This window comes from Niallia sp. RD1, assembly GCF_024219955.1.
Lineage (GTDB): Bacteria > Bacillota > Bacilli > Bacillales > Cytobacillaceae > Niallia > Niallia alba.
On sequence record NZ_CP100420.1, the window covers coordinates 813,561 to 834,695 of the forward strand.

Below are 21,135 nucleotides of genomic sequence, written 5' to 3' on the forward strand. Positions count from 1 at the left end.
CTATCCTTTTAGCACCTCGTCAATCGCAGCAAGTTCTTCTTCGCTAAAGTGAATGTTGTCCAATGCCTTCACGTTGTCTTCAATTTGGCTTACTTTACTCGCCCCTATTAGAACGCTTGTTACAATGCCATCGCGTAAAATCCAGGCAACAGCCATTTCCGCAAGTGTTTGCCTTCTTTCTTTGGCAATATGGTTTAATGCTTTCACTTTACCAATTGTCTGGTTAACATTTTCTTTATGTAGCCATAATCCCGTTTCTCGGTTTGCACGAGAATCTTCAGGAATGCCATTTAGATAACGATCTGTCAATAACCCTTGTGCAAGCGGACTGAAAGCAATTGCCCCGAGCTGTTTTTCCACCAGTACATCCTTCAAACCATCTTCAATCCAGCGATTAAACATGCTATAGGACGGCTGATGAATAATGAATGGCGTTTTTTTCGCTGCAAAAATTTCAGCAATCTCCCTAGTTTGCTCTGGCGAATAGTTCGAAACGCCAACATATAGAGCCTTTCCTTGACGTACCAATAAATCCAATGCTTCCGCAGTCTCCTCTAAAGGTGTTTCCTTATCAGGACGATGATGATAATAAATGTCGACATAATCAAGTCCCATTCGCTTTAAGCTTTGGTCAAGACTAGCGACTAAATACTTTTTCGAGCCACCATCTCCATAAGGACCAGCCCACATCCCATAACCCGCTTTTGTAGAAATAATCAGTTCATCGCGATACGGCTTTAAATCTCTTTCCAAAATCTTCGCAAAGTTTTCTTCCGCACTACCAGCAGGAGGCCCATAGTTATTCGCCAAGTCAAAATGCGTAATCCCTAAGTCAAACGCTCTTCTCACAAGGGCACGCCCATTCTCAAACAAATCAACATCCCCAAAATTATGCCATAACCCTAAAGACAACGCCGATAATTTCAACCCACTTTTCCCAACACGATTATACAACATCTTCTCATATCTATTTTCGTCTGCAATATACATAATGTATCCCTCTTCTCAAATTATTTAACTGCTACTTTTTGAAAAAAAAATAACAAAGTGGACTAACGATTTATTCGAATTTAGGCAGATCATTTGGTGGTTAGTCCCCACTTCGGCGGAACCGTGCCAGTTTGTTTGTGAGCTTAGCAGTTTTATATGCGCATTTTCCTAGTTTAATTGTAGGTTTGGCGATTTTATTTGCGACTTTGGCACTTTTTCTTGCGACTTTCACCACTTTACTTGCGACTCCGACACTTTTTCTTGCGACTTTCACCACTTTACTTGCGACTCCGACACTTTTTCTTGCGACTCTCACACTTTACTTGCGACTCCGACACTTTTTCTTGCGACTTTCACCACTTTACTTGCGACTCCGGCACTTTTTCTTGCGACTCTCACACTTTATTTGCGACTCCGGCACTTTTTCTTGCGATCCCTACTTCCCAAAAGCAAGCTCATAATTATAAACAGCACCAATTAAATTAGCGTCGTTTTGAAACTCGCAAATAGCTACTTCCGGGATAAATGGGGCAATTTTTGCGCTTTCTACTACTTTTGCTAGATGAACGTTGAGCTCGTCAAGTAGTCCTTCTTTACTGGAGACGCCGCCGCCAATAATGATTTTCTCTGGATCAAAGCTGTACTGCAGATTATAGATGCCTATTGCTAAGTAGTGATAGAACGTTTCAACCTCTTCTTTTGCGATTTCATCTCCTTGTTCTGCGAGTTCAAATACTTCCTTGCCGCTTAATTCGGTTTCTAATTCCATTCGTTTAGAATAGCGTTTTGCCATATTCACGGCGGTGCCTAGATCACTGAACGTTTTATCTTCTTTAAGGAGCATGTAGCCAAATTCACCGCCAAATAGATGTTTTCCGTGGCGGACTTTACCATCAACGATAACAGCGCCTCCTATTCCTGAACCAATCACAACAAATAGCACATTTTGCAGTCCTTTTGCTGCACCTCTCCATACTTCCGCAAGCCCAGCACAATTGGCGTCATTTTCCATTGAAATCGGACAGCCTAATAACTTCTCTAACTCGAAAAAAACCGGAAAGTGGTGGATATAAGGAACGGCACTTGCCCCTTCAATCACACCTTTACTCTGATTCACCGCACCTGGAGCACTGAATGCAACACCATCAATAGTATATTTAGCGTCCATCTTTCCTTTTAGCTGAACCATCTCTTGTTTCATCTCATCCCAAGTTTTGGGAGTGACAAAAGAGCCTTTGTCCACTAGTTGTTCTTTTTCCCATACAGCAAACTTTACGGAAGACCCGCCTATATCCATTACTAATAAAGACATATGAACACCCCCTCATGTGTGCGCTTTCACTCTTATTGTACTTTAAGAAAAGACCATCGCAAAAGGTAAGCGATGATCTTCTTACTATTTATTCAATCGCATTATTGGTACTTACTTCTTTGATCCAATGCCCAGACTTCTTGATTGTTTTCACTTGTGTATGAATATTGTTTGAGATAAATCCATAACGGTTACGGTAGGCATTCATCCAGCTCCAGCAATCAATTGGCGTCCATAAATGGTAACCGTAACAATTAGAGCCTTCTTCAATTCCTTTATGAACCCATTCCAAATGCTCTTGGATAAATTCGATTCGGTAATCATCCTCGATCACGCCTTCTTCATTTAAGAAGCGATCTTCTCGAGAAACACCCATGCCGTTTTCCGACACGAACCATTCGATATTTTTATAGTTATCGCGAATGTTGATGGCAATATCATAAAGTGCCTCAGGGAAGATTTCCCAACCTTTATCTAAGTTCATGCGGCGACCTGGCATTGCGTAATTATCATAATAACGATCTGGCATCCAGTCTCCAACACTATTTGGTGCTACATCCGGCGCTTTTACGCGTGATGGATGATAGAAGTTTACCCCAAGAGTATCGATCGTATTTTCTTTTAAAATAGCTAATTCTTCTTCCGTTGATTCCCAAATTACTTTGTCTTTTGTTAAAAGTTCCACTAATGCCGGTGGGAATTCACCGTAAACTGCTGTATGAAGGAACATTTCATTGCGCCATAGGTCCGCAATTCGCCCTGCTTCCACGTCTTCTGGCTTATCGCTTGCTGGATAAGAAGGCGTCAGGTTTAAGATGGTGCCTATTTTTGCACCCTTTTCGTTCATCTTCAAATCGTGGAATTCTTTGATTGCTTTTGCAGAAGCAAGATTTAGATTGTATGCCACCTGCACTGCCTTTTTCCCGTCTACTACTTTTGGATAATGGAATTGGTACAAATATTGTCCATCAACAATTACCATTGGCTCATTAAATGTGAACCAGTGCTTGACACGATCGCCGAATAATTCGAAACAGCGACGAGCAAATTTTGCAAAAAGATCGACGACATGCTTGGATTCCCAACCGCCATATTTATGATATAGCTCTACTGGCAAATCAAAATGGTGTAAATTCATAACCGGTGTAATTCCTTGTTTAATAAATTCATCAATGACATTGTTATAAAAGCGTACCCCATCTTCGTTTAAGCTTGCTGTTTCGAAATCATCAATTAACCGTGTCCATTGAATGGAAGTACGAACAGAGTTTAAGTTGATATCTTTCATTAAAGCAATATCCTCTACATAGCTATTGTAAAAATTAGATGCTGTATCTGGTCCTACGTGGTTATAGAATAATTCTGGCTCCACTTCATACCAGTAGTCAAAAACATTTGCATGTTGTTTATTAAAACGACCTTCACTTTGCGGTCCAGATGTTGCTGCACCCCACCAAAAATTTTCCGGGAACTTTTTCATGATATTCGTCTCCTTTATTGTTTCTCCGTTAAGTAAAATATTTTGCTGTTGTAATCGGTAATATGCTCTCTTGACCAGTAATCGCTAGCTCGATCGATATAGTTTCCTGCAAAAATAAGCCCGATTTCCATTAAATCATCGCCATATCGTTCTAAGTCACTATTTACTGTATATAATTTATCTGCTTCCAAACCTTTTAGCTGCAAGCGTTCATATGGTCTATTGGGCTTCGCTAAAACTTCATAGTAGCCAACAATTGCTTCTGTTTTATCTTGGGAAACAACCATCCAAGCTGTTTCGTTATTGGTAAAAGGACTTTGCAGACGGATAAATGTTCCTTGTTGAATCAATTTGCGATGTTTTTTAAAGAAGGCAATATGCTCCTTCATTTTTGCATGTTCTTTTTCAGGCATTTTCGTAATGTCTAGCTCATAACCAAATGTACCGAAATAGGCAACATTTGCTCTTGTATCTAGACTTGTCATTCTGCCAACTTGATGGTTCGGAATTGCTGATACATGGCTTCCAATACTAGATAGCGGATAAACCAAAGACGTACCATATTGAATTTTCAAACGCTCTACCGCATCCGTATCATCACTAGCCCATGCTTGCGGCGCATAATAAAGCATTCCTGGGTCAAATCGCGCCCCGCCACCAGCACAGGATTCAATTAACAGATGTGGATATTTATCTAGCAATCTCTCATATAAAGAATATACGCCTAAAATATAGCGATGGAATACTTCTCCTTGCTGATCCTTTGGCAATGCAATAGAGAAGACTTCGGAAATATAGCGGTTCATATCCCATTTGATATAGTCAATTTTGCTGGTCGAAAGAAGTGCATCCATTTGGGCAAAAATTCCGTCGACAACCTCAGGACGAGAATAATCGAGGACAAATTGGTTTCTGCCATGGGATGTTCTTTTTCCAGGAACATGAATGAGCCAATCAGGATGTTCATTAAAAAGCTTGGTCCCTTTACTGATCATTTCTGGCTCAAACCATAAACCAAACTTTAGGTCTAATGCATGAATTTTCTCTGCTAAGCCTTTGATGCCATTAGGCAATTTATCTTTGTTTTCAAACCAATCACCTAGCGAGGAAGTGTCATCATGCCTTTCCCCAAACCAGCCATCATCTAAAACGAATAATTCGACACCAAGCTCTGCCGCTTTTTTGGCAATATCTAAGATTTTTTCCTCGTTAAAGTCAAAATAGGTTGCTTCCCAGTTGTTAATGAGAATCGGACGCTCCCTATCACGCCATTCGCCTCGAGCAAGTCTTGTACGATAAAGTTCATGGAAGGTCTGGCTCATCCCATTTAATCCTTCATCCGAAAAAACAATAACTGCTTCTGGTGTCTGAAATGCTTCAGTTGGTTTCAATCGCCAAGCGAATTCGAATGGATTGATTCCGAGCATTGCTCTTGTAACTTGATACGTATCTACTTCTACTTGTGCTAAAAAGTTGCCGCTATAAATTAAACTGAAGCCATAAGCTTGGCCTGTATGCTCTGTTGTATCTGGTCGCACCAATGCCATAAAAGGATTATGTTGATGGCTGCTCGCCCCTCTCGCACTAGAGACAGCTTGAATACCTGTTATAACTGGCTTTCTCTCCATATGATTTTCCCTTGCCCAGGCACCATGCAAATGAACAAGTTCAAAGTTCTTATCTGGAAAATCAAGGCTTAAACTCATCGCCGACTCCAAATCATATTCATGCTCTCCGTTGTTTACAAACTTCGCACTGCGAGCAATCGCCTTTCTTCCTGCAAAAATGGTATAAAATAAATGAATACTTATATCAGAATACGTATCTTTTAATACAACTTCTAATGTCTCCGCTTCGTCCTTGTCCTCTACATAAGTAGCAGGTAGCCCAGTTAATGCTGGTTTCCCTTCTAGGATGTTATGGTGATCGTAACGAAAATCAGAAATTCGATCTCCTTCCGGATAGCGGATTTGCTGAGCTGGCGTACGAAAGTCAGTTGTTCCATAAGAAGGATATTCTTGTCTTATATGTTCTAAGGAAGAGGTATGATCCCCCTCTATTTGGTTATTCGAGGGACGAATCTCTCTTTCTAGTAAGTATTGAAAATTATCACGATGTCTAATTGCTTTGCCAAAATAGAGATGCTCTAGCTGAGATGTTTTTTCTATGACACGAAATAAATAACTAATAAATCCGTTTGTTAAATGAAATTCTAGTGTTTCTTTATTGAACGTAATCATTTTACTCATGATCTAGCAAGAACCCCCTGACTCTATCTCCTAGTTTCGGCAAATATTCATGCCCATACTCTGGGAAGAATATCATCTCTTTTGGTGATGAAATCTGATTGTAGACAGCAAATTGTGTCACTGGCGGGCAAACCCCGTCTTCTAAAGCAATCGCCCACTTTACTTCCGCCTTAATTCTAGGCGCTAAATGCTGTAAATCGATATATTCTAATGTATCGAAAAATTCCTCTTCTCTGTCATGCATTGGATCGCGGAATCGGAACCAATAAGCCAATTCCTCATAAGCAGAAGCGTTAATATCTAACTCAAACACTTTTCGATAATCACTAAGGAATGGATATTGTGCGACGACTTTTATCACTCTCGGTTCAAGTGCTGCACAGGCTAACGATAAAGCTCCGCCTTGCGATGCCCCTTGAACAGAAATCGCCTCTTCATCGACTTCCTCCATGCTCATTAAAATTCTTGCAGCATGAGCAGTATCTAAAAATACACTTCGATAATAAAGGCTTTCTGGTCCTTCTTCGACACCACGAATAATTAACCCTTTTAATGTCGTTCCTTTTGCGGTTGTATTATCTTCTGATTCTCCGCCTTGCCCGCGACAATCCATCGCAAGAACGGCGAATCCCTCTGTTACCCAAGAAAGCTTATCGCCAAAGTCACCGCTGTCCCCATGGTAACCATGGAACATCAGCATACCAGGCACTTTTCCTTCTATTTTCTTCGGTCGGATGTATTGGCATCTTATCTTAGCACCTTTTACACCTGTAAAATATAAATTGTAAAAGTCTGCTATTTTTGAAGGAATGTCTACTTTTTCTAACTCGTAATCCAAGCTTTGTTCATCCAGCTCTTGCAACGCCTTATCCCAAAACACATCATAATCCGCGGGCTTTCTACCAGAGCCTTTATATTCTCGATATTCATTGATTACCTGCTCTTTTTTCATGAAGGGCACCTCCATACTGTTATCGCTTTCATTATAATGTATATACTTGAAATTGTAAATGTCTATATTTATTTTAAAAATGTAAAACCAAAACTTTGGGTGATAGCGTTAACTCGCTGGTGTGGCTATTTTATTGGTGATTTTGCTCCCTATTACTTGCCGATTCCACGCTTTTATTTGCGATATCAGCTTCTTTACTTGCGACTCTTCCCCCTTTTACTTGCGACTCCCACCCTTTTACTTGCAACTCCCACCCTTTTACTTGCAACTCCCACCCTTTTACTTGCAACTCCCACCCTTTTACTTGCAACTCCACTCTTTTTCTTGCGACTCCCACTCTTTTTCTTGCGGTTCACCACCTAATACTCCTTCACTCTTTCGACCCAAAATAAAGAAACTTTTCACAAAAAAGCATAAATAATGTATATCTGCAGAATTATCTGCATTTGTTAGAAGTAACAGATTTGCTTTTAAAGGGGGGCTTTACAGTGGGACGACATTCGAAGAAGTTAATAGTGGTTGATGCGGTAAAGGATTGGGTGATGGATGGAAGAGTGAAGCCAGGAGAGCGATTTTATTCAGAGTATGAACTGGCGAAATTATTTGATGTGAGTAGGCATACGGTTCGTCTAGCGATGAGAGAGCTGGTTCATGAGGGGTGGCTTTATCGGGAGCAGGGTGTTGGCACTTTTTGCGGCGAGCCTTTTGCTAGTAAGAAAGGCGATAGCAAAACAAATGGGAAAAATATAGGGGTGATGATGACTTATCTTTCCGATTATATTTTTCCATCGATTATTCGCGGAATGGAGACCTATTTGACGGATAGAGGTTATTCTTTAACATTAGTCTGTACGGAAAATGACCATGCGAAAGAACGGCTATGTCTCCGCAATTTGCTTGATTTGAACATGGATGGCCTTATTTTGGAGCCTACTAAAAGCAGTCAATTTAATCCTAATATGGACTGTTATCTTGAACTGGAAGAGCGTAATATTCCGTATTTAATGATTAATCAGTTCTATTCTCAGCTTTCTCCCTTCCATTTAAAAATAGATGATGTCAAAGGAGGATATATGGCAACAGATCATCTGATTCAGCTTGGTCATGAACAAATTCTTGGAATCTTTAAGTCTGATGATTTGCAAGGCGTTCATCGTATGCAAGGCTTTTTGCAGGCAATGCGAAGCGGAAAACGTCCAATTAGTCCAGAGCATGTCGTAACCTTTACTACCGAACAATTAAATGACGATTTTACAGAAAAACTTTTGAATACGCTTACAAATAAAAACACAATGCCAACTGCGATTGTTTGTTACAATGATTTTATCGCAATGTCAGTACATAAAGTTTTAGAAAAATTACAGTTGTCCGTACCAGAGGATGTCTCTCTCATCGGATTTGATGATGTTAAACCAGCTGGATCAACAAAGATACTATTAACAACCATTGCCCATCCGAAAAGCCGTATGGGGATTGATGCTGCTAAATGGATTATTGCGGCAGTAGAAGGAAAAGAACTTAATCTATCAAACGAACCTCCTATTATTTATGAACCAGAACTAGTGATACGTTCGTCAACGGACGTCGTAAAAAAGAACAGATCCGCCGTGTCCTAACACACGCGGATCTGTCATCCTATAAAACTACTTTTCCTATTAATCCACTGATAATCCCTAAAACAACGACTGAAATACTTACAAATACAAGCACTTTTCTTGGGAAAGATTTCGCTACGATTAATAGTGATGGCAAGCTAATGCTTGGTAAAGTTATCAGCAAGGCTGCCGCTGGTCCTGCTCCAAGCCCCATTGCCATTAATGTTTGAATAATCGGGATTTCTGCTGCTGTAGGAATGACAAAAAGCATTCCAGCGATGGCAAAAATCAGAATGGCAATCAAACTATTAGACATGCTGTCACTTAATTGCGGGAATAGCCAAAAGCGAGCTGCTCCTAGAATTAAAACGGACAGAACATATGCTGGAACAACATAAAGAACCATGGTTCCTAGAGATGTTAGCCATCTTTTTAAAAATGGGCGCTTATCTACTTCTGTATCTTTTATTAATTGATCAATAGATACAGGCTTCGTATCTTTTACAAAGCGATTCGCTAGAAAGCTCACTCCAAAGGTTAAAACTAGTCCAATCACAAGACGTAATATCGTAAATTTCCACGAAAGGACAAAGGTCATAAAAATTAAGGTTGCTGGATTAATAGTCGGATTCCCAATCCAAAAGGCTAAACTTGCGCCAACTGAAGCATTTTTTTTGCGAAGTCCCACAGCAACTGGAGCGGCACAGCAAGAACACATCATTCCTGGAATAGATGCAAGGCCAGCAGCTGCTGTACTGCCAAAACTTGTTTTTCCAAGTACCTTTAATAGCCATCCTGACGGCAAAAGTACTTGAACAAGTGATCCAAGGAGAATACCTAATATTGCTGCCTTCCAAACGGATTGAAAGTAAGCAATCGTATAATCTACTGCAGCACTCCATGAAAAAGATGCGGAAATTTGATCTTGAAGGATTGAATCTCCTATAGAATGGGTTTGAAAAGAAAGTATGGCTTTATGGTAATATGGCCACCATTTCACATAAGTGAGACCAATAACCGCGATTAAAATAAATAGAAAAGCGAACCAAAACGTTCTTTTTCTGCTTGATTGCTCCTCTGTTAACGTACTCATCTCTTTCACCTTCGATGTAATTAGATTAATTGCGATTAAATTATATCATATATTAATATTTAGGCACTCTAAAAAGATTCCTGTCTCCTTTTTTTCCCATCCAATCTACTAAGCATGCAATGAACTGCCCATTGCTTTATAATAGGTAAGGATCTTAATAAAAATATTTATTTTACTAGAAAGAAGGTTGGTGTCATATGACACAGTCTTATTCCGTTAAACTTACATCTTTATCTTCAAAAGGAGGCTGCGGCTGTAAAATCGGTCCTGCTGATTTATCAGAAGTAATTCGCACACTACCGCCAGCAGAGAAAAATCCGAATCTTCTCGTCGGCTTAGATACGAGCGATGATGCTGGTGTTTACAAGCTAACAGATGAATTAGCGATCGTTCAAACTGTAGATTTCTTTACTCCAATTGTGGATGATCCCTACTCGTTCGGACAAATTGCTGCTGCAAATGCTTTAAGTGATATTTATGCAATGGGTGGCAAACCGTTGACTGCCTTAAACATTGTCGCTTTCCCTATTTCTGTTTTAGAAAAAGAAATTCTAGCAGATATTATGCGTGGAGCTGGCGATAAAGTAAAAGAAGCTGGTGCTACTCTTGTTGGGGGGCATTCTATCGATGATAAAGAACCTAAATTTGGTCTTGCTGTTACTGGTACCATTCATCCAGATAAGGTACGTACAAATGCAGGAGCTAAGCCTACTGATAAACTAATTTTAACCAAGCCTATTGGTGTCGGTATTTTAACGACTTCGATTAAAAGAGGCCTTTTAACTGCCGAGGAAATTGATCGTGTGACAAAAGTTATGGCTACACTGAACAAAAAAGCAGCTGAAGTGATGGAAGCATATGAAGTCCATGCTTGTACAGATGTGACGGGATTTGGTTTGCTTGGACATGCTTCTGAGATGGCAAAAGGAAGCAATACCACTATCCATATTGATCGCAAACAAGTTCCTGTTCTTCCTCGTGTAAAAGAATTGGCGGAGCAAGGCGTCATTCCTGGCGGTACGAAGAATAATTTTGCCCATTTAGAGGGCAGTGTAACGTTCTCTTCTGAATTAGACGAACTTGATCAGTTGATTTTATGCGATGCTGTAACTTCTGGTGGCTTACTCATTTCTGTTGAGGGCAAGCAAGCAGATTCTTTATTGCAAGAGTTAATAGATGCGGGCGTAGAAGCTGCCATCATCGGTGAAGTCACAGTAGAGAGCCCTGGCCATATTTTTGTTGGGTAAGAAAGGCGGAACTACCTTGTTTCAAGATATAACAATAGAACGATTACTTGAATTACGGGAGAAAAAGGAATTTTCTTTAGTGGATGTTCGTTCTCCCTCTGAATTTAACGAGCACACCATTCCCGGCAGCATTAATATTCCGCTCTTTACAGATGAAGAGAGAGCAGAAGTTGGGACTCTTTATAAACAGGTCAGCGTAGAAGCCGCAAAGGCACGTGGCTTGGAAATTGTATCTGCAAAATTGCCTGCTTTCATTAAATCATTTCAAGAATTATCGAGGGATGTAGTGGTATTCTGCTGGCGAGGCGGCATGCGCAGTAAAACCGCAGCAACAGTTATTGATCTAATGGGGGTTCATAGCTACCGTTTGCAAGGAGGATTCCGTACGTATCGTCAATGGGTCATTCACCAATTGGAAACAATCGAATTGGCTCAAGAAGCAATTGTTTTAAACGGCTATACTGGTTCCAATAAAACCGTTATATTGCAACAATTAAAACAAGAAGGGCTTCCTGTTCTCGATTTAGAAGGAATGGCTAATCACCGTGGTTCCATTTTCGGACAAATTGGGCTGAAGCCGCATAATCAGAAGACATTTGACTCCTTGCTTGTCAGTGAAATGGAAAAGCTGCCCTCTTCTCCCTATTTTTTAATGGAGGGTGAAAGCAAACGGATTGGTAAAGTATTGCTTCCTGACATACTTTTGAAAAAAAAGGAGTCTGGCCATCAGCTGTTCATCCATATGCCAATCGAAGAACGTGTTCAGCATATATTAGCAGACTATTCTCCTTGGGACCATCATGATGAATGTGTCGAAGCCTTTCACCTAATTAAGCGGCGCATCCACACACCAGCTGCTGCTAAAACAGAAGAGGCTTTACAAACTGGAAATTATGCTGAAGCAGTTGAATTGCTGTTAACCTACTATTACGATCCACTCTATGAGCGAACAGCGATGCAATACAAAGATGAACAAACCATCGATTTATATGTAAAAAATACAGAGGATGCAATGGTCAAAGTGAAGGAATTTTGGCAAAAGAAGAGTCGAACTGCGCTGAAGAATGAAGCAAAGGAGCTCTAGTAGTATTTCACTTAAGAAAAAGGCTGTAGTGTTTGTTATTCGAACAAGCATTACAGCCTTTTTGATGTTTGGTGGTGGTGGGAATGATGAAAATTCTATTTTAGCCGAGCCAGAGTCACTCTGATTGGAACGAAAATGTTGTATATCAGCCAAAGTTTTATTTTTTCAGCTAAACTTCAGCTCATATCAGCCAATCTATCGTTTTTTCAGCCAAATTTCAACTCTTATCAGCCAATCTTTCGCTTTTTCAGCCAATCCCATCACGATATCAGCCAATCTTTCGCTTTTTCAGCCAATCCCATCACGATATCAGCCAATCTTTCGCTTTTTCAGCCAATCCCATCACGATATCAGCCAATCTTTCGCTTTTTCAGCCAATCCCATCACGATATCAGCCAATCTTTCGCTTTTTCAGCCAAACTCATCACGATATCAGCCAATCTTTCGTTTTTTCAGCCAAACCCATCACGATATCAGCCAAACTTTCGCTTTTTCAGCCAAACCCATCACGATATCAGCCAAACTCCTCCTCCCCCCATTACTTCCCCAACCGAATCACATTCCAAGATAACTTCGGTAATAAAGCGGACACTTTTCCATTTTCCACACTCGCATCTCCATTAGAATGCGGGGCAACCGGTTGAGCTTGAACGGAATTTGTTCTTTTTAAATCTGGATTTTCCAGGACTATATGCTCGACCACTTTATATCCATCAAAGTTACGAATATCACATTCTAGCTGTAAACCCTCTTCCTGATCTCTATTAACTGCAAAAATCGTTAACTCTTCTGTTTCTTCATTATAGACTGCCGTAGATTCTAGGAACGGGATATCTGTGAAATCCTTGCTGTCATATTTTGGACTGGAAATAATCGGATTCAATGCAACTCCTCTTCCATAAATAGAAGTATGCATATATGGATAAAAAATAGTTTGTTTCCAAGCAGGACCATTTGCTTCTGTCATGATAGGCGCAATTACATTTACCAATTGAGCAAGACAGGCAATTTTCAACCGGTCTGCATGCTTTAACATTGTAATTAACATACAGCCTACTAAAAGGGCATCTTCAAAATTATAGATATCTTCTAATTGAGGTGGCGCAACAGTCCATGGTTCTATTCTTTTATCTGCCTCTTTGGAGTGATACCATACATTCCACTCATCAAAAGATAAATAAATAGATTTCTTGCTACGTTTTTTTGCCTTGATATAATCCGCTATACTGGTGACAGAGCGAATGAAATCATCCATTTCCAGCGAAAGGGCTAAATAATTTCCGATATCATTATCATAATTTCCATAGTATTGGTGGAGTGATATAAAATCTACATGATCATACGTATAATCTAATACTGTCGCCTCCCATTCTGCGAATGTTGGCATACTGCGATTGGAGCTTCCACAAGCAACAAGTTCGATCGATGGATCCACCCATTTCATCACTTTCGCTGCTTCTTGGGCAATTCGCCCATATTCTGCTGCCGTTTTATGGCCAATTTGCCAAGGACCATCCATTTCATTCCCAAGGCACCAGGTTTTTATTTTATGCGGTTCTTTGTAACCATGGCTAATTCGTAAGTCACTGTAGTAGGAGCCACCTGGATGATTACAATATTCTACTAGATTTCTAGCTGCATCGATCCCTCTTGTTCCTAAATTGACCGCCATATTGACTTCAGCATCCACCTTTTTAGTAAAATCCATAAATTCATTTGTGCCAATTTCATTTGTTTCTGTCGTTCTCCATGCAAGCTCTAAACGCTTTGGACGTTCTGCAATAGGTCCAATACCATCTTCCCAATTATAACCAGAAACAAAGTTTCCACCTGGATAACGAATGATTGGCACTTTTAGCTCTTTAATTAGGCCAATGACATCTTTTCTAAAACCTTGTTCATCTGCCGATGGATGTCCTGGTTCATAAACGCCTCCATATACAGCACGCCCAAGATGTTCAATAAAGGAACCATAGATTCTCTTATCTATTTCTGCTACTTTAAAATCCTTTTCAATAATCATTTTTGCCTTTTGACTCAATGGAATCATCCCTTCTGCTGAAAAATTTATATTCCGCCTTACGGAAAAACATTTATAGAAGTAGACTTTTATCCTTTCACTCCGCCAGCTGTCATTCCTTCAATAAAGTAGCGCTGGAAGAAGATATAAAGAATTAGTACTGGAAAAATCGCCATTACCGAACCTGCAATCAATACATCATAATTATTTCCATACGGTGTTAGCAGCGTGGATAAACCGATAGGAAGTGTTAAATTTTCGCTAGATCGTAAAACAATAAGTGGCCATAAGAAATTATTCCAGCTTCCTAAAGCCTGCAAGATAGCCATTGAAGAAAAAGGTGGCGCCATCAATGGCATCATGACACGAAAATAGATGCCAATTTCCGTACAGCCATCTACACGGGAAGCATCAAGTAAGTCTTTAGGTAAACCACTTGCATATTGCCTGAAAAAGAATATAGGAATAGGAGCAACCACAAAAGGAAGAAATGCCCCAAGCAATGTATCCATTAATCCTAGACTCATTGTTAACTTATATAAAGGGAGCATGATGATTTCCACTGGAATCATCATAACGATTAAGACTAAACCAAAAATGACGTTCTTTCCTTTAAAGTTATATACTGCTAGCCCATAACCAACCATACTTGTGAGTAATAAGCAGGATAAAGTTGATATAATCGTAATCACAATACTATTTTTATACCAAATAAAATAGTCCGTATCCCCAGTAAATAAAAAGGAGTAGTTGTTTAAAGACAAAAGCTCTGGCTGCAACTTCAAATTCAGTCCAAATCTTAATATCTCTGTGGATGGTTTTAATGAGCCAAGAACAATAGCAAACAAAGGAAATAAGGCAAAAACGCTAATGACAAGGAACAACAGAAAGAGTAATATCGATGTTAACTTCTTGCCTTTTCTTGCAGGATTCATCTACTGTTCCTCCTTTCTGAACATCCCAAAGAACTTTAATTGAATAAAGGTAATGATAAAAGTGATCACCAATAATGTAATGCCCACAGCGGAGCCAAATCCTAAGCTATTTTGTTCAATTCCCTTCTGATAAAGATAGCCAACGATTGTTAAACCAATATTATTGGGGGAGCGATTGCTTCCATATAACATATAGCTTTCTGCAAACATGGAAAGTCCACCATAAATACTAATCGTAAAAACATAAATAGATATTGGCTTTAATAGAGGTAGGGTAATATGTGTGAATTTCTTCCAAGTAGATGCTCCATCTACTTCTGCTGATTCGTAAAGTTCTTTTGGAATATTTTGCAGACCTGCTAAGAAATAAAGAATATTGATCCCCATCCACTTCCATGTAGCAAGCACAACAAGCACAAACATACTTGTTCCAGCATAATTAAGCCAAGCTCTTGGCTCTAATCCAAAAGTAGAAAGAATGGAGTTTAATAGTGCTCCATCTTGGCCTCCAAAAATGAGACGAAAGATAATTCCAGCTACTACGACAGAGGTTAGCGCTGGTATAAATGTGACGGATCGGAAAAAATTTTTCGCAAACATTAATTTTGAGTTTAGTAGTACTGCCAATATCAATGGCAATGGGATAAGAATACAAAGAGTCAATAACGTATATATCGCGCTATTTTTTATTGCTGTTAGAAAGGTAGAATTCCATAACCCTGCATAGTTTTCTATACCGATGAAAGTAGTTTGGCCTGGCAATACTTCTTGGAAACTCATAATAAAAGTAGATACTACCGGGTAGGCAAAAAAGATAGCAAAAGAAATAATAAAAGGTAGAACAAAAAAATATGGAGCTGCTTTTTGTGAATATAATAGATTAGTACGTCTCTTTTTCCCAAGCTGCTTTCCTATACTTCCCTTATCCATGTACCCTCCTCCTATCTTTTTTTATAGGGAGTATTCAACAATCAAACACCCCCTCATTTGTAAAATTTATTCTAATTCCTTCTGGGCCTCTTCTAGAACTTGCTGTGGATCCTTCCTATCAATCAGTGTTTGAAAGAGTATTGTTGTTTTAACCGCATTTGAAACGTCTGGTGTTTTTTCACCGATATTTACTCCTTCGATTTCATCTTCTACCTCAAGTAATGTATCAAAAATATTCGGACCAAAATATTCCGTAAACTGGTTGGATTCCTTCAACTCTGGTAATTCCCAAACGTCTGTGCGAATAGGATCAAATCCTAATAACTGCCAAATCTTGATATTCCCTTCTTTTGATAGCTTTGCATAGGCGAGGAATTTTTTCGCAAACTCAGGATGTTCTGATTGATTGGTTACTACTGTCCCTGTTCCACCCATTCCGGCTGATCTTGGAGAGCCTTCTTTCCATGATGGCATTGGTCTAATGATTATTTTCCCTTTCAAATCTGGCATATAATCTGTGAATCTTCCCATATACCACATTGGCATCCAAACAGAAGCAGCACCCCCATTATTCATGAAACCATAATACTCTTCAGCATGGTGATCATTACCGGGTGCTGGAATAGCAATACCTTCTTTTACTAATTCTTGCTGGTATTTTAATACGTCGACAATGCGCGAATCAGTTAGATTGACGTTGCCATTATGGTCTAATAAATCATCATTTCCCTCTAGTTGAGCAACCTGTGGCCAAAAGGACCATTGATCCTCCACATCAAGTGTTGTCATTGGTATACCTGTTTTCTCCACAACCAATTTTCCTGCTTCTTTAAAATCTTCCCATGTGACGATATCATCTGGATTTACACCGGCTTTATCCATTATTTCTTTGTTATAATAAATAACAGCTGCCCCAACATGAAAGTCTATTCCATAGGTGACTCCATCCTTCGAATAAATATCTAGTCTAGATTGCACGACATTTTCTCTTTCTGGATCGACCACATCATCCAATGGTAAAATCTGAGGTGTTCCTTTTAAAAAGTTACCAAATTTACTAATTTCTATATCGGAAATATCTGGAGCCCCTTTTCCTGATTGCAAGGCGACAAGTAATTTATTATGCAAGTCTTCATATGGATACGTATTTACCTTAATGCTGATTTGATCGTCTGGATTTTCTTCATTCCACATTTCCGCCATTTTTTCATAATACTGTCCATGCAATTCATTAAAGGTCCATAATTCTACTTTTGTCCCCTTTCCCTCATTGGAGTAGCCTGAGTTAGAACTATCCTTATTACAGCCAGCTAAAAATACGGAGAATACAAGCAGCATGACAAGAAAAGCAAACATACTCTTTTTCATTTTTTATCCCCTCTTAGTTTGTTTTTATGCTAACCCTTATTAGGATTTAAGCCATGGCTAAAAGCTGTTCTTTATTTTAGATTTGTTTAAATTGATTTACATGTTTACATAGTATTAACTAAATTAAAGTTTAATGAATACGTTTTCATTTTTCGTTCAATTGGCATAGAATTTATGTAATATTTTCATATTCTTCTTCATCCAACGTCTATTCCTAGTTCCATAAGCTTGACCCTTTTCATTATTTAAAAGAAATATCTGTTCTTCTAAGTCAAAAGAACGAATTTATCTTTTTCCTTCTTTTTAACAAAACCTAAAACATATGATTTAAAAAGAGGTTAATCCTTTTAAATCTAGCAAACTTCAAAATATAAAGGAGGTCATTTACAATGTTTACTAATCCTCTTATTAATAAAATCTACTCCCTTTCCAATTGGATAGTAAAAATATGCTATGTGAACCTATTATGGGGGATCTTTATGCTAGTGGGATTGATTGTATTTGGGTTTTTCCCCGCTACGGTTGCGCTGTTTACTGTTTGTCGGAAGTGGGTGTTGGGGGATCGCGATATCTCTATTTTTTCAACCTTTTGGAGTGCGTATAAAAAGGAATTTATCCCGAGCAACCTTTTAGGAGCTCTTCTGCTTTTTATCGGGCTTGTCCTATATGCTCATTTACTAATGATTCAACAAACTACTATTATCGTTCTACATTATTTGTATGTCCCGCTCCTTCTTATTTGTGGGTTATACCTATCTACTATCCTTTCTTTTTTTCCAATGTACGTTCATTATGATACTAAAGGGTTCCAGCTGATTAAAAATGCCTTTCTTATTGGCTTCATTGCACCTATCTCTTTTGTGAAGCATATCATCGGTCTTGGAACCATTAGCTATTTATTCATTACATTTCCTGGATTTGTTCTTCTCTTTGGCGGATGTATCCCAGCTCTTTACATGATGTGGGTTGCCAACTCGGCCTTTACACAATACGAAAGGAAAAGAGCTATTCAACAACAAACTTAAGGATGTGATGTCATGATACATATTAAAGATTTACGTTCTGGTATTCCTATTTTCAAGGCATTAAGCTCTGAAATACGGGTTGAAATCCTTTCATTACTAACGAAAAATGGAAGTCTTAATTTAAATGAGATTGCTCAAAAATTAAACTTGTCCAATGGGGCTGTAACCATGCACATTAAAAAACTAGAAGAGAGCGGAATAATCGATGTATCAACGGCTGTTGGCAAACATGGTATTCAAAAAATTTGCTATTTAAATGAGAATCTACTTACAGTTGAGCTGCAAAACAATAAAAGTGAAAATTATTATGAATATGAAATAAAGGTGGGGCATTATTGCGATTATTTGGCGGAAGCAACATGTGGACTTGCTACAAAGGACAGCATTATTGGAGAATTTGATGATCCTCGCTATTTCGCAGATCCAGAACATATAAAAGCAGGCATCGTATGGTTAACGAAAGGCTTCTTAGAATACCGCATCCCCAATTACTTAAAAAAAAATCAAGACTTTAAGGAAATCCAATTCATTTTTGAAATAGGCTCAGAGGCACCTTATTATAATAACAATTGGCCTTCTGACATCGTTTTTTCCTTAAATAATAAGGAGCTAGGGAAATGGACTTCGCCTGGAGACTTTGGGGGAGAAAAAGGAGTCTGTACTCCTGCATGGTGGCCACCCCATTTAAACCAATATGGCTTACTAAAATTATTGCGCATCAATGAACACGGCACCTTTATCGATGGCTGCCGCATCTCCAATGTCACCATTTCCGATATTATATTAGATCAAAAATCAGACATTAAATTCCGCTTAGCAGTAGCCGATCAAGGAAACATCGGCGGACTTACCCTATACGGAAAAAACTTCGGCAATTACAATCAAGACATCATTGCGCGAATTATGTATGAGATTGTGAGCTGATTAGAAGATTAGTGAGCCCTAGTACGAGACTCCTAGAATGAAATTAACCTACCAGTTGAAAAGTACGTTAAAAAAAACACCTCTCAAATGCAGATAACTCTACATTCAAAAGGTGTTTTTTATTACAATACTTTGATTTTATCTAAATCAGCTTTATCAAGTACTGTCTTCATATATTCCATAATTTCTTCTCGCATTTCATCGCGTTGTAATGCGAATTCTAATGTTGTTTTAACGAATCCTAACGTTTCACCAACATCATAGCGGTCACCTTCAAAATCGTAAGCGAAAACGCGTTGAATTTGGTTTAATTGTTGGATAGCATCTGTTAATTGGATTTCTCCGCCTGCACCTGTTTGTTGATTTTCCAAGTACATGAAGATTTCTGGTGTTAACACGTAGCGACCCATGATTGCTAGATTAGAAGGTGCTGTTCCAGGAGCTGGTTTTTCAATAAAATTATTTACCTGGTATCTTCTTCCTTCGCTTTCACCTGGATCTACAATTCCGTAACGGTGTGTTTCATTATCTGGTACAGTTTGAACACCAATAACAGAAGCATGCGTTTCTTCATATTGGTCAATTAATTGTTTCAGGCATGGTGTATCGCTTTGTACGATATCGTCGCCAAGTAGAACAGCAAATGGCTCATCACCAATAAAGCTTTTCGCACACCAAACAGCATGTCCTAAACCTTTTGGCTCTTTTTGTCTAATATAATGAATATCTGCAAGATTTGAGGAATATTGAACTTTTTCAAGTAATTCAAATTTCTCTTTATCACGCAGATTCTGTTCTAATTCATGTGCGTAATCGAAGTGATCTTCAATCGCTCTCTTTCCCTTACCAGTAACGATAATAATATCTTCAATACCAGAAGCAATTGCTTCTTCTACGATATATTGAATAGTAGGCTTATCGACAATTGGTAACATTTCTTTCGGCATTGCTTTCGTTGCTGGCAAAAATCTAGTTCCTAGACCAGCGGCTGGTATGATCGCTTTTCTTACTTTTTTCAACTTATTTCCTCCTTTAGACAATTAACTTTATGATTATACCATTTTTTTGCTAAAAAGGGTTTTAAATACGAATTTCTTCTTTGTAAATTATTAGCAATGCTTAAAAATTTGTTCTATATAATATATATATAAAACAAAACAAGTATTAAAATGTTCTTAATAACGCACAACTATCATACCATTTTCTAGCATTTTTGAAAATAGTTTTATATGTATTTGTTAATAAACTTATCACTTTTTACAATTTTTTGTCAAATGTCCTTTTAACCATTTTAAGAATTGAATATTCAGAAAACTTGTTATTTTAGCATACAAAAAAAGAGCTGTAATGACAACCCTTTTTTTTCTACATTATTCGGGATAAACTTCTTTCTCTGTAACCCATTTGTGATTGGTTACCATTTCGCCACCTGTTGTTGGCTGGTAGTCTACCATATATACAGTTGTGTTCTCAGCAGATTCGATTATAGCCTTCGCGCCTTTCATTCCTTCCATATGATCTGCTTCTAGGGTAACCTCTGTTCCCTTCTCAAGCATTTCACTTCCAGCATCCTTTATTTCATCTTGGATAACCCATTTATGATGCTTGATCGGTTCTCCTCCTGTTGTTGGAGTGTAAGTAACCTGATAAGCAATCGTATCAAATGCATTTAACACCGTTGCTTCTGCACGATCCATCCCTTCCATGTGATCTGCTTTTAAAACCACCTGACTACCTTCTTTATATGTTGGATTCGCTGCCGGTTCTAAACCTTCGGGAATATCTGGTGAGCCAGTTTCTTGGTGCCCATGTTCGGATTGGTTTGACTGCGTTTGATTGTCGCTATTTTTTTCACCGGAGGAACAGCCATAAAACAATAACAATACGGTAAAAATTGCAGCGATATAAACATGTCTACTTTTCATTCTATT

At 38.7% G+C, this 21,135-nt stretch carries 19 protein-coding genes; 6 read left to right on the forward strand and 13 right to left on the reverse strand.

The window, feature by feature from the left end; translation table 11 throughout:
• From mgrA to NKG37_RS03860, 6 genes are all read right to left on the reverse strand, one after another.
• Window positions 1–993 carry an L-glyceraldehyde 3-phosphate reductase gene (gene mgrA, locus NKG37_RS03835; RefSeq protein ID WP_254416363.1) on the reverse strand — a complete coding sequence of 331 codons (993 nt, stop codon included), beginning with the start codon at window positions 991–993 and terminating at the stop codon, window positions 1–3.
• A gap of 433 nt (window positions 994–1,426) precedes the next feature.
• Window positions 1,427–2,302 (reverse strand): ROK family protein, encoded by an 876-nt coding sequence (locus tag NKG37_RS03840; protein ID WP_254415828.1) that lies wholly within the window; start codon window positions 2,300–2,302, stop codon window positions 1,427–1,429.
• 88 nt (window positions 2,303–2,390) lie between these two features.
• Window positions 2,391–3,785, reverse strand: a complete 1,395-nt coding sequence (locus tag NKG37_RS03845; protein WP_302183232.1) for a glycoside hydrolase family 1 protein — start codon at window positions 3,783–3,785, stop codon at window positions 2,391–2,393.
• A gap of 11 nt (window positions 3,786–3,796) precedes the next feature.
• Window positions 3,797–6,031, reverse strand: coding sequence for an alpha-galactosidase (locus NKG37_RS03850; RefSeq protein ID WP_254415830.1), 2,235 nt, complete (start codon window positions 6,029–6,031; stop codon window positions 3,797–3,799).
• On the reverse strand, window positions 6,024–6,983 hold the full coding sequence (locus NKG37_RS03855; protein WP_224427333.1) for an acetylxylan esterase: 960 nt from the start codon (window positions 6,981–6,983) through the stop codon (window positions 6,024–6,026). Before NKG37_RS03855 ends, NKG37_RS03850 begins: the two co-directional genes overlap by 8 nt.
• Window positions 6,984–7,113: 130 nt before the next feature.
• On the reverse strand, window positions 7,114–7,299 hold the full coding sequence (locus NKG37_RS03860; protein ID WP_254415831.1) for a hypothetical protein: 186 nt from the start codon (window positions 7,297–7,299) through the stop codon (window positions 7,114–7,116).
• Window positions 7,300–7,471: 172 nt separating this feature from the next.
• Here NKG37_RS03860 and NKG37_RS03865 point away from each other — a divergent pair, with 172 nt between their 5' ends.
• The gene (locus NKG37_RS03865) at window positions 7,472–8,599 is read left to right on the forward strand and encodes a GntR family transcriptional regulator (RefSeq protein WP_254415832.1); all 1,128 of its coding nucleotides are present in this window, start codon (window positions 7,472–7,474) and stop codon (window positions 8,597–8,599) included.
• A 19-nt stretch (window positions 8,600–8,618) separates the two neighbouring features.
• Here NKG37_RS03865 and NKG37_RS03870 read toward each other — a convergent pair whose 3' ends face one another.
• The gene (locus tag NKG37_RS03870) at window positions 8,619–9,671 is read right to left on the reverse strand and encodes a permease (protein ID WP_254415833.1); all 1,053 of its coding nucleotides are present in this window, start codon (window positions 9,669–9,671) and stop codon (window positions 8,619–8,621) included.
• Between the two features lie 197 nt (window positions 9,672–9,868).
• Here NKG37_RS03870 and selD point away from each other — a divergent pair, with 197 nt between their 5' ends.
• From selD to NKG37_RS03885, 3 genes are read left to right on the forward strand one after another with little or no spacing between them, the layout of a single operon-like run.
• Window positions 9,869–10,918: a selenide, water dikinase SelD gene (selD, locus tag NKG37_RS03875; protein WP_254415834.1), complete on the forward strand. Its 1,050-nt coding sequence runs from the start codon at window positions 9,869–9,871 to the stop codon at window positions 10,916–10,918.
• A gap of 16 nt (window positions 10,919–10,934) precedes the next feature.
• Window positions 10,935–12,002, forward strand: coding sequence for a tRNA 2-selenouridine(34) synthase MnmH (gene mnmH, locus NKG37_RS03880; protein WP_254415835.1), 1,068 nt, complete (start codon window positions 10,935–10,937; stop codon window positions 12,000–12,002).
• Window positions 11,983–12,126, forward strand: coding sequence for a hypothetical protein (locus NKG37_RS03885; protein ID WP_254415836.1), 144 nt, complete (start codon window positions 11,983–11,985; stop codon window positions 12,124–12,126). Before mnmH ends, NKG37_RS03885 begins: the two co-directional genes overlap by 20 nt.
• Window positions 12,127–12,540: 414 nt before the next feature.
• Here NKG37_RS03885 and NKG37_RS03890 read toward each other — a convergent pair whose 3' ends face one another.
• The 4 genes from NKG37_RS03890 to NKG37_RS03905 all read right to left on the reverse strand — a co-directional run bounded on the left by NKG37_RS03890 (window position 12,541) and on the right by NKG37_RS03905 (window position 17,255).
• Window positions 12,541–14,052, reverse strand: coding sequence for an arabinosylfuranosidase ArfA (locus tag NKG37_RS03890; RefSeq protein WP_254415837.1), 1,512 nt, complete (start codon window positions 14,050–14,052; stop codon window positions 12,541–12,543).
• 59 nt (window positions 14,053–14,111) lie between these two features.
• Window positions 14,112–14,957, reverse strand: coding sequence for a carbohydrate ABC transporter permease (locus NKG37_RS03895; RefSeq protein WP_254415838.1), 846 nt, complete (start codon window positions 14,955–14,957; stop codon window positions 14,112–14,114).
• Window positions 14,958–15,887 (reverse strand): carbohydrate ABC transporter permease, encoded by a 930-nt coding sequence (locus NKG37_RS03900; RefSeq protein ID WP_016203349.1) that lies wholly within the window; start codon window positions 15,885–15,887, stop codon window positions 14,958–14,960.
• Window positions 15,888–15,953: 66 nt separating this feature from the next.
• Window positions 15,954–17,255 carry an ABC transporter substrate-binding protein gene (locus NKG37_RS03905; protein WP_254415839.1) on the reverse strand — a complete coding sequence of 434 codons (1,302 nt, stop codon included), beginning with the start codon at window positions 17,253–17,255 and terminating at the stop codon, window positions 15,954–15,956.
• Between the two features lie 389 nt (window positions 17,256–17,644).
• On the opposite strand from NKG37_RS03905, the gene NKG37_RS03910 reads away from it, so the two are divergent.
• Window positions 17,645–18,280: a YesL family protein gene (locus tag NKG37_RS03910; protein WP_254415840.1), complete on the forward strand. Its 636-nt coding sequence runs from the start codon at window positions 17,645–17,647 to the stop codon at window positions 18,278–18,280.
• Window positions 18,281–18,292: 12 nt separating this feature from the next.
• A complete protein-coding gene (locus NKG37_RS03915; protein WP_016203352.1) occupies window positions 18,293–19,204 on the forward strand; it encodes an ArsR/SmtB family transcription factor in 912 nt (303 codons plus the stop codon).
• A 122-nt stretch (window positions 19,205–19,326) separates the two neighbouring features.
• On the opposite strand, the gene galU is transcribed toward NKG37_RS03915, so the two are convergent.
• Window positions 19,327–20,223 carry a UTP--glucose-1-phosphate uridylyltransferase GalU gene (galU, locus tag NKG37_RS03920; RefSeq protein ID WP_016203353.1) on the reverse strand — a complete coding sequence of 299 codons (897 nt, stop codon included), beginning with the start codon at window positions 20,221–20,223 and terminating at the stop codon, window positions 19,327–19,329.
• Between the two features lie 351 nt (window positions 20,224–20,574).
• Complete coding sequence (locus NKG37_RS03925) at window positions 20,575–21,129, reverse strand: YdhK family protein (RefSeq protein WP_254415841.1); 555 nt, start codon at window positions 21,127–21,129, stop codon at window positions 20,575–20,577.
• Window positions 21,130–21,135: the final 6 nt, after the last annotated feature.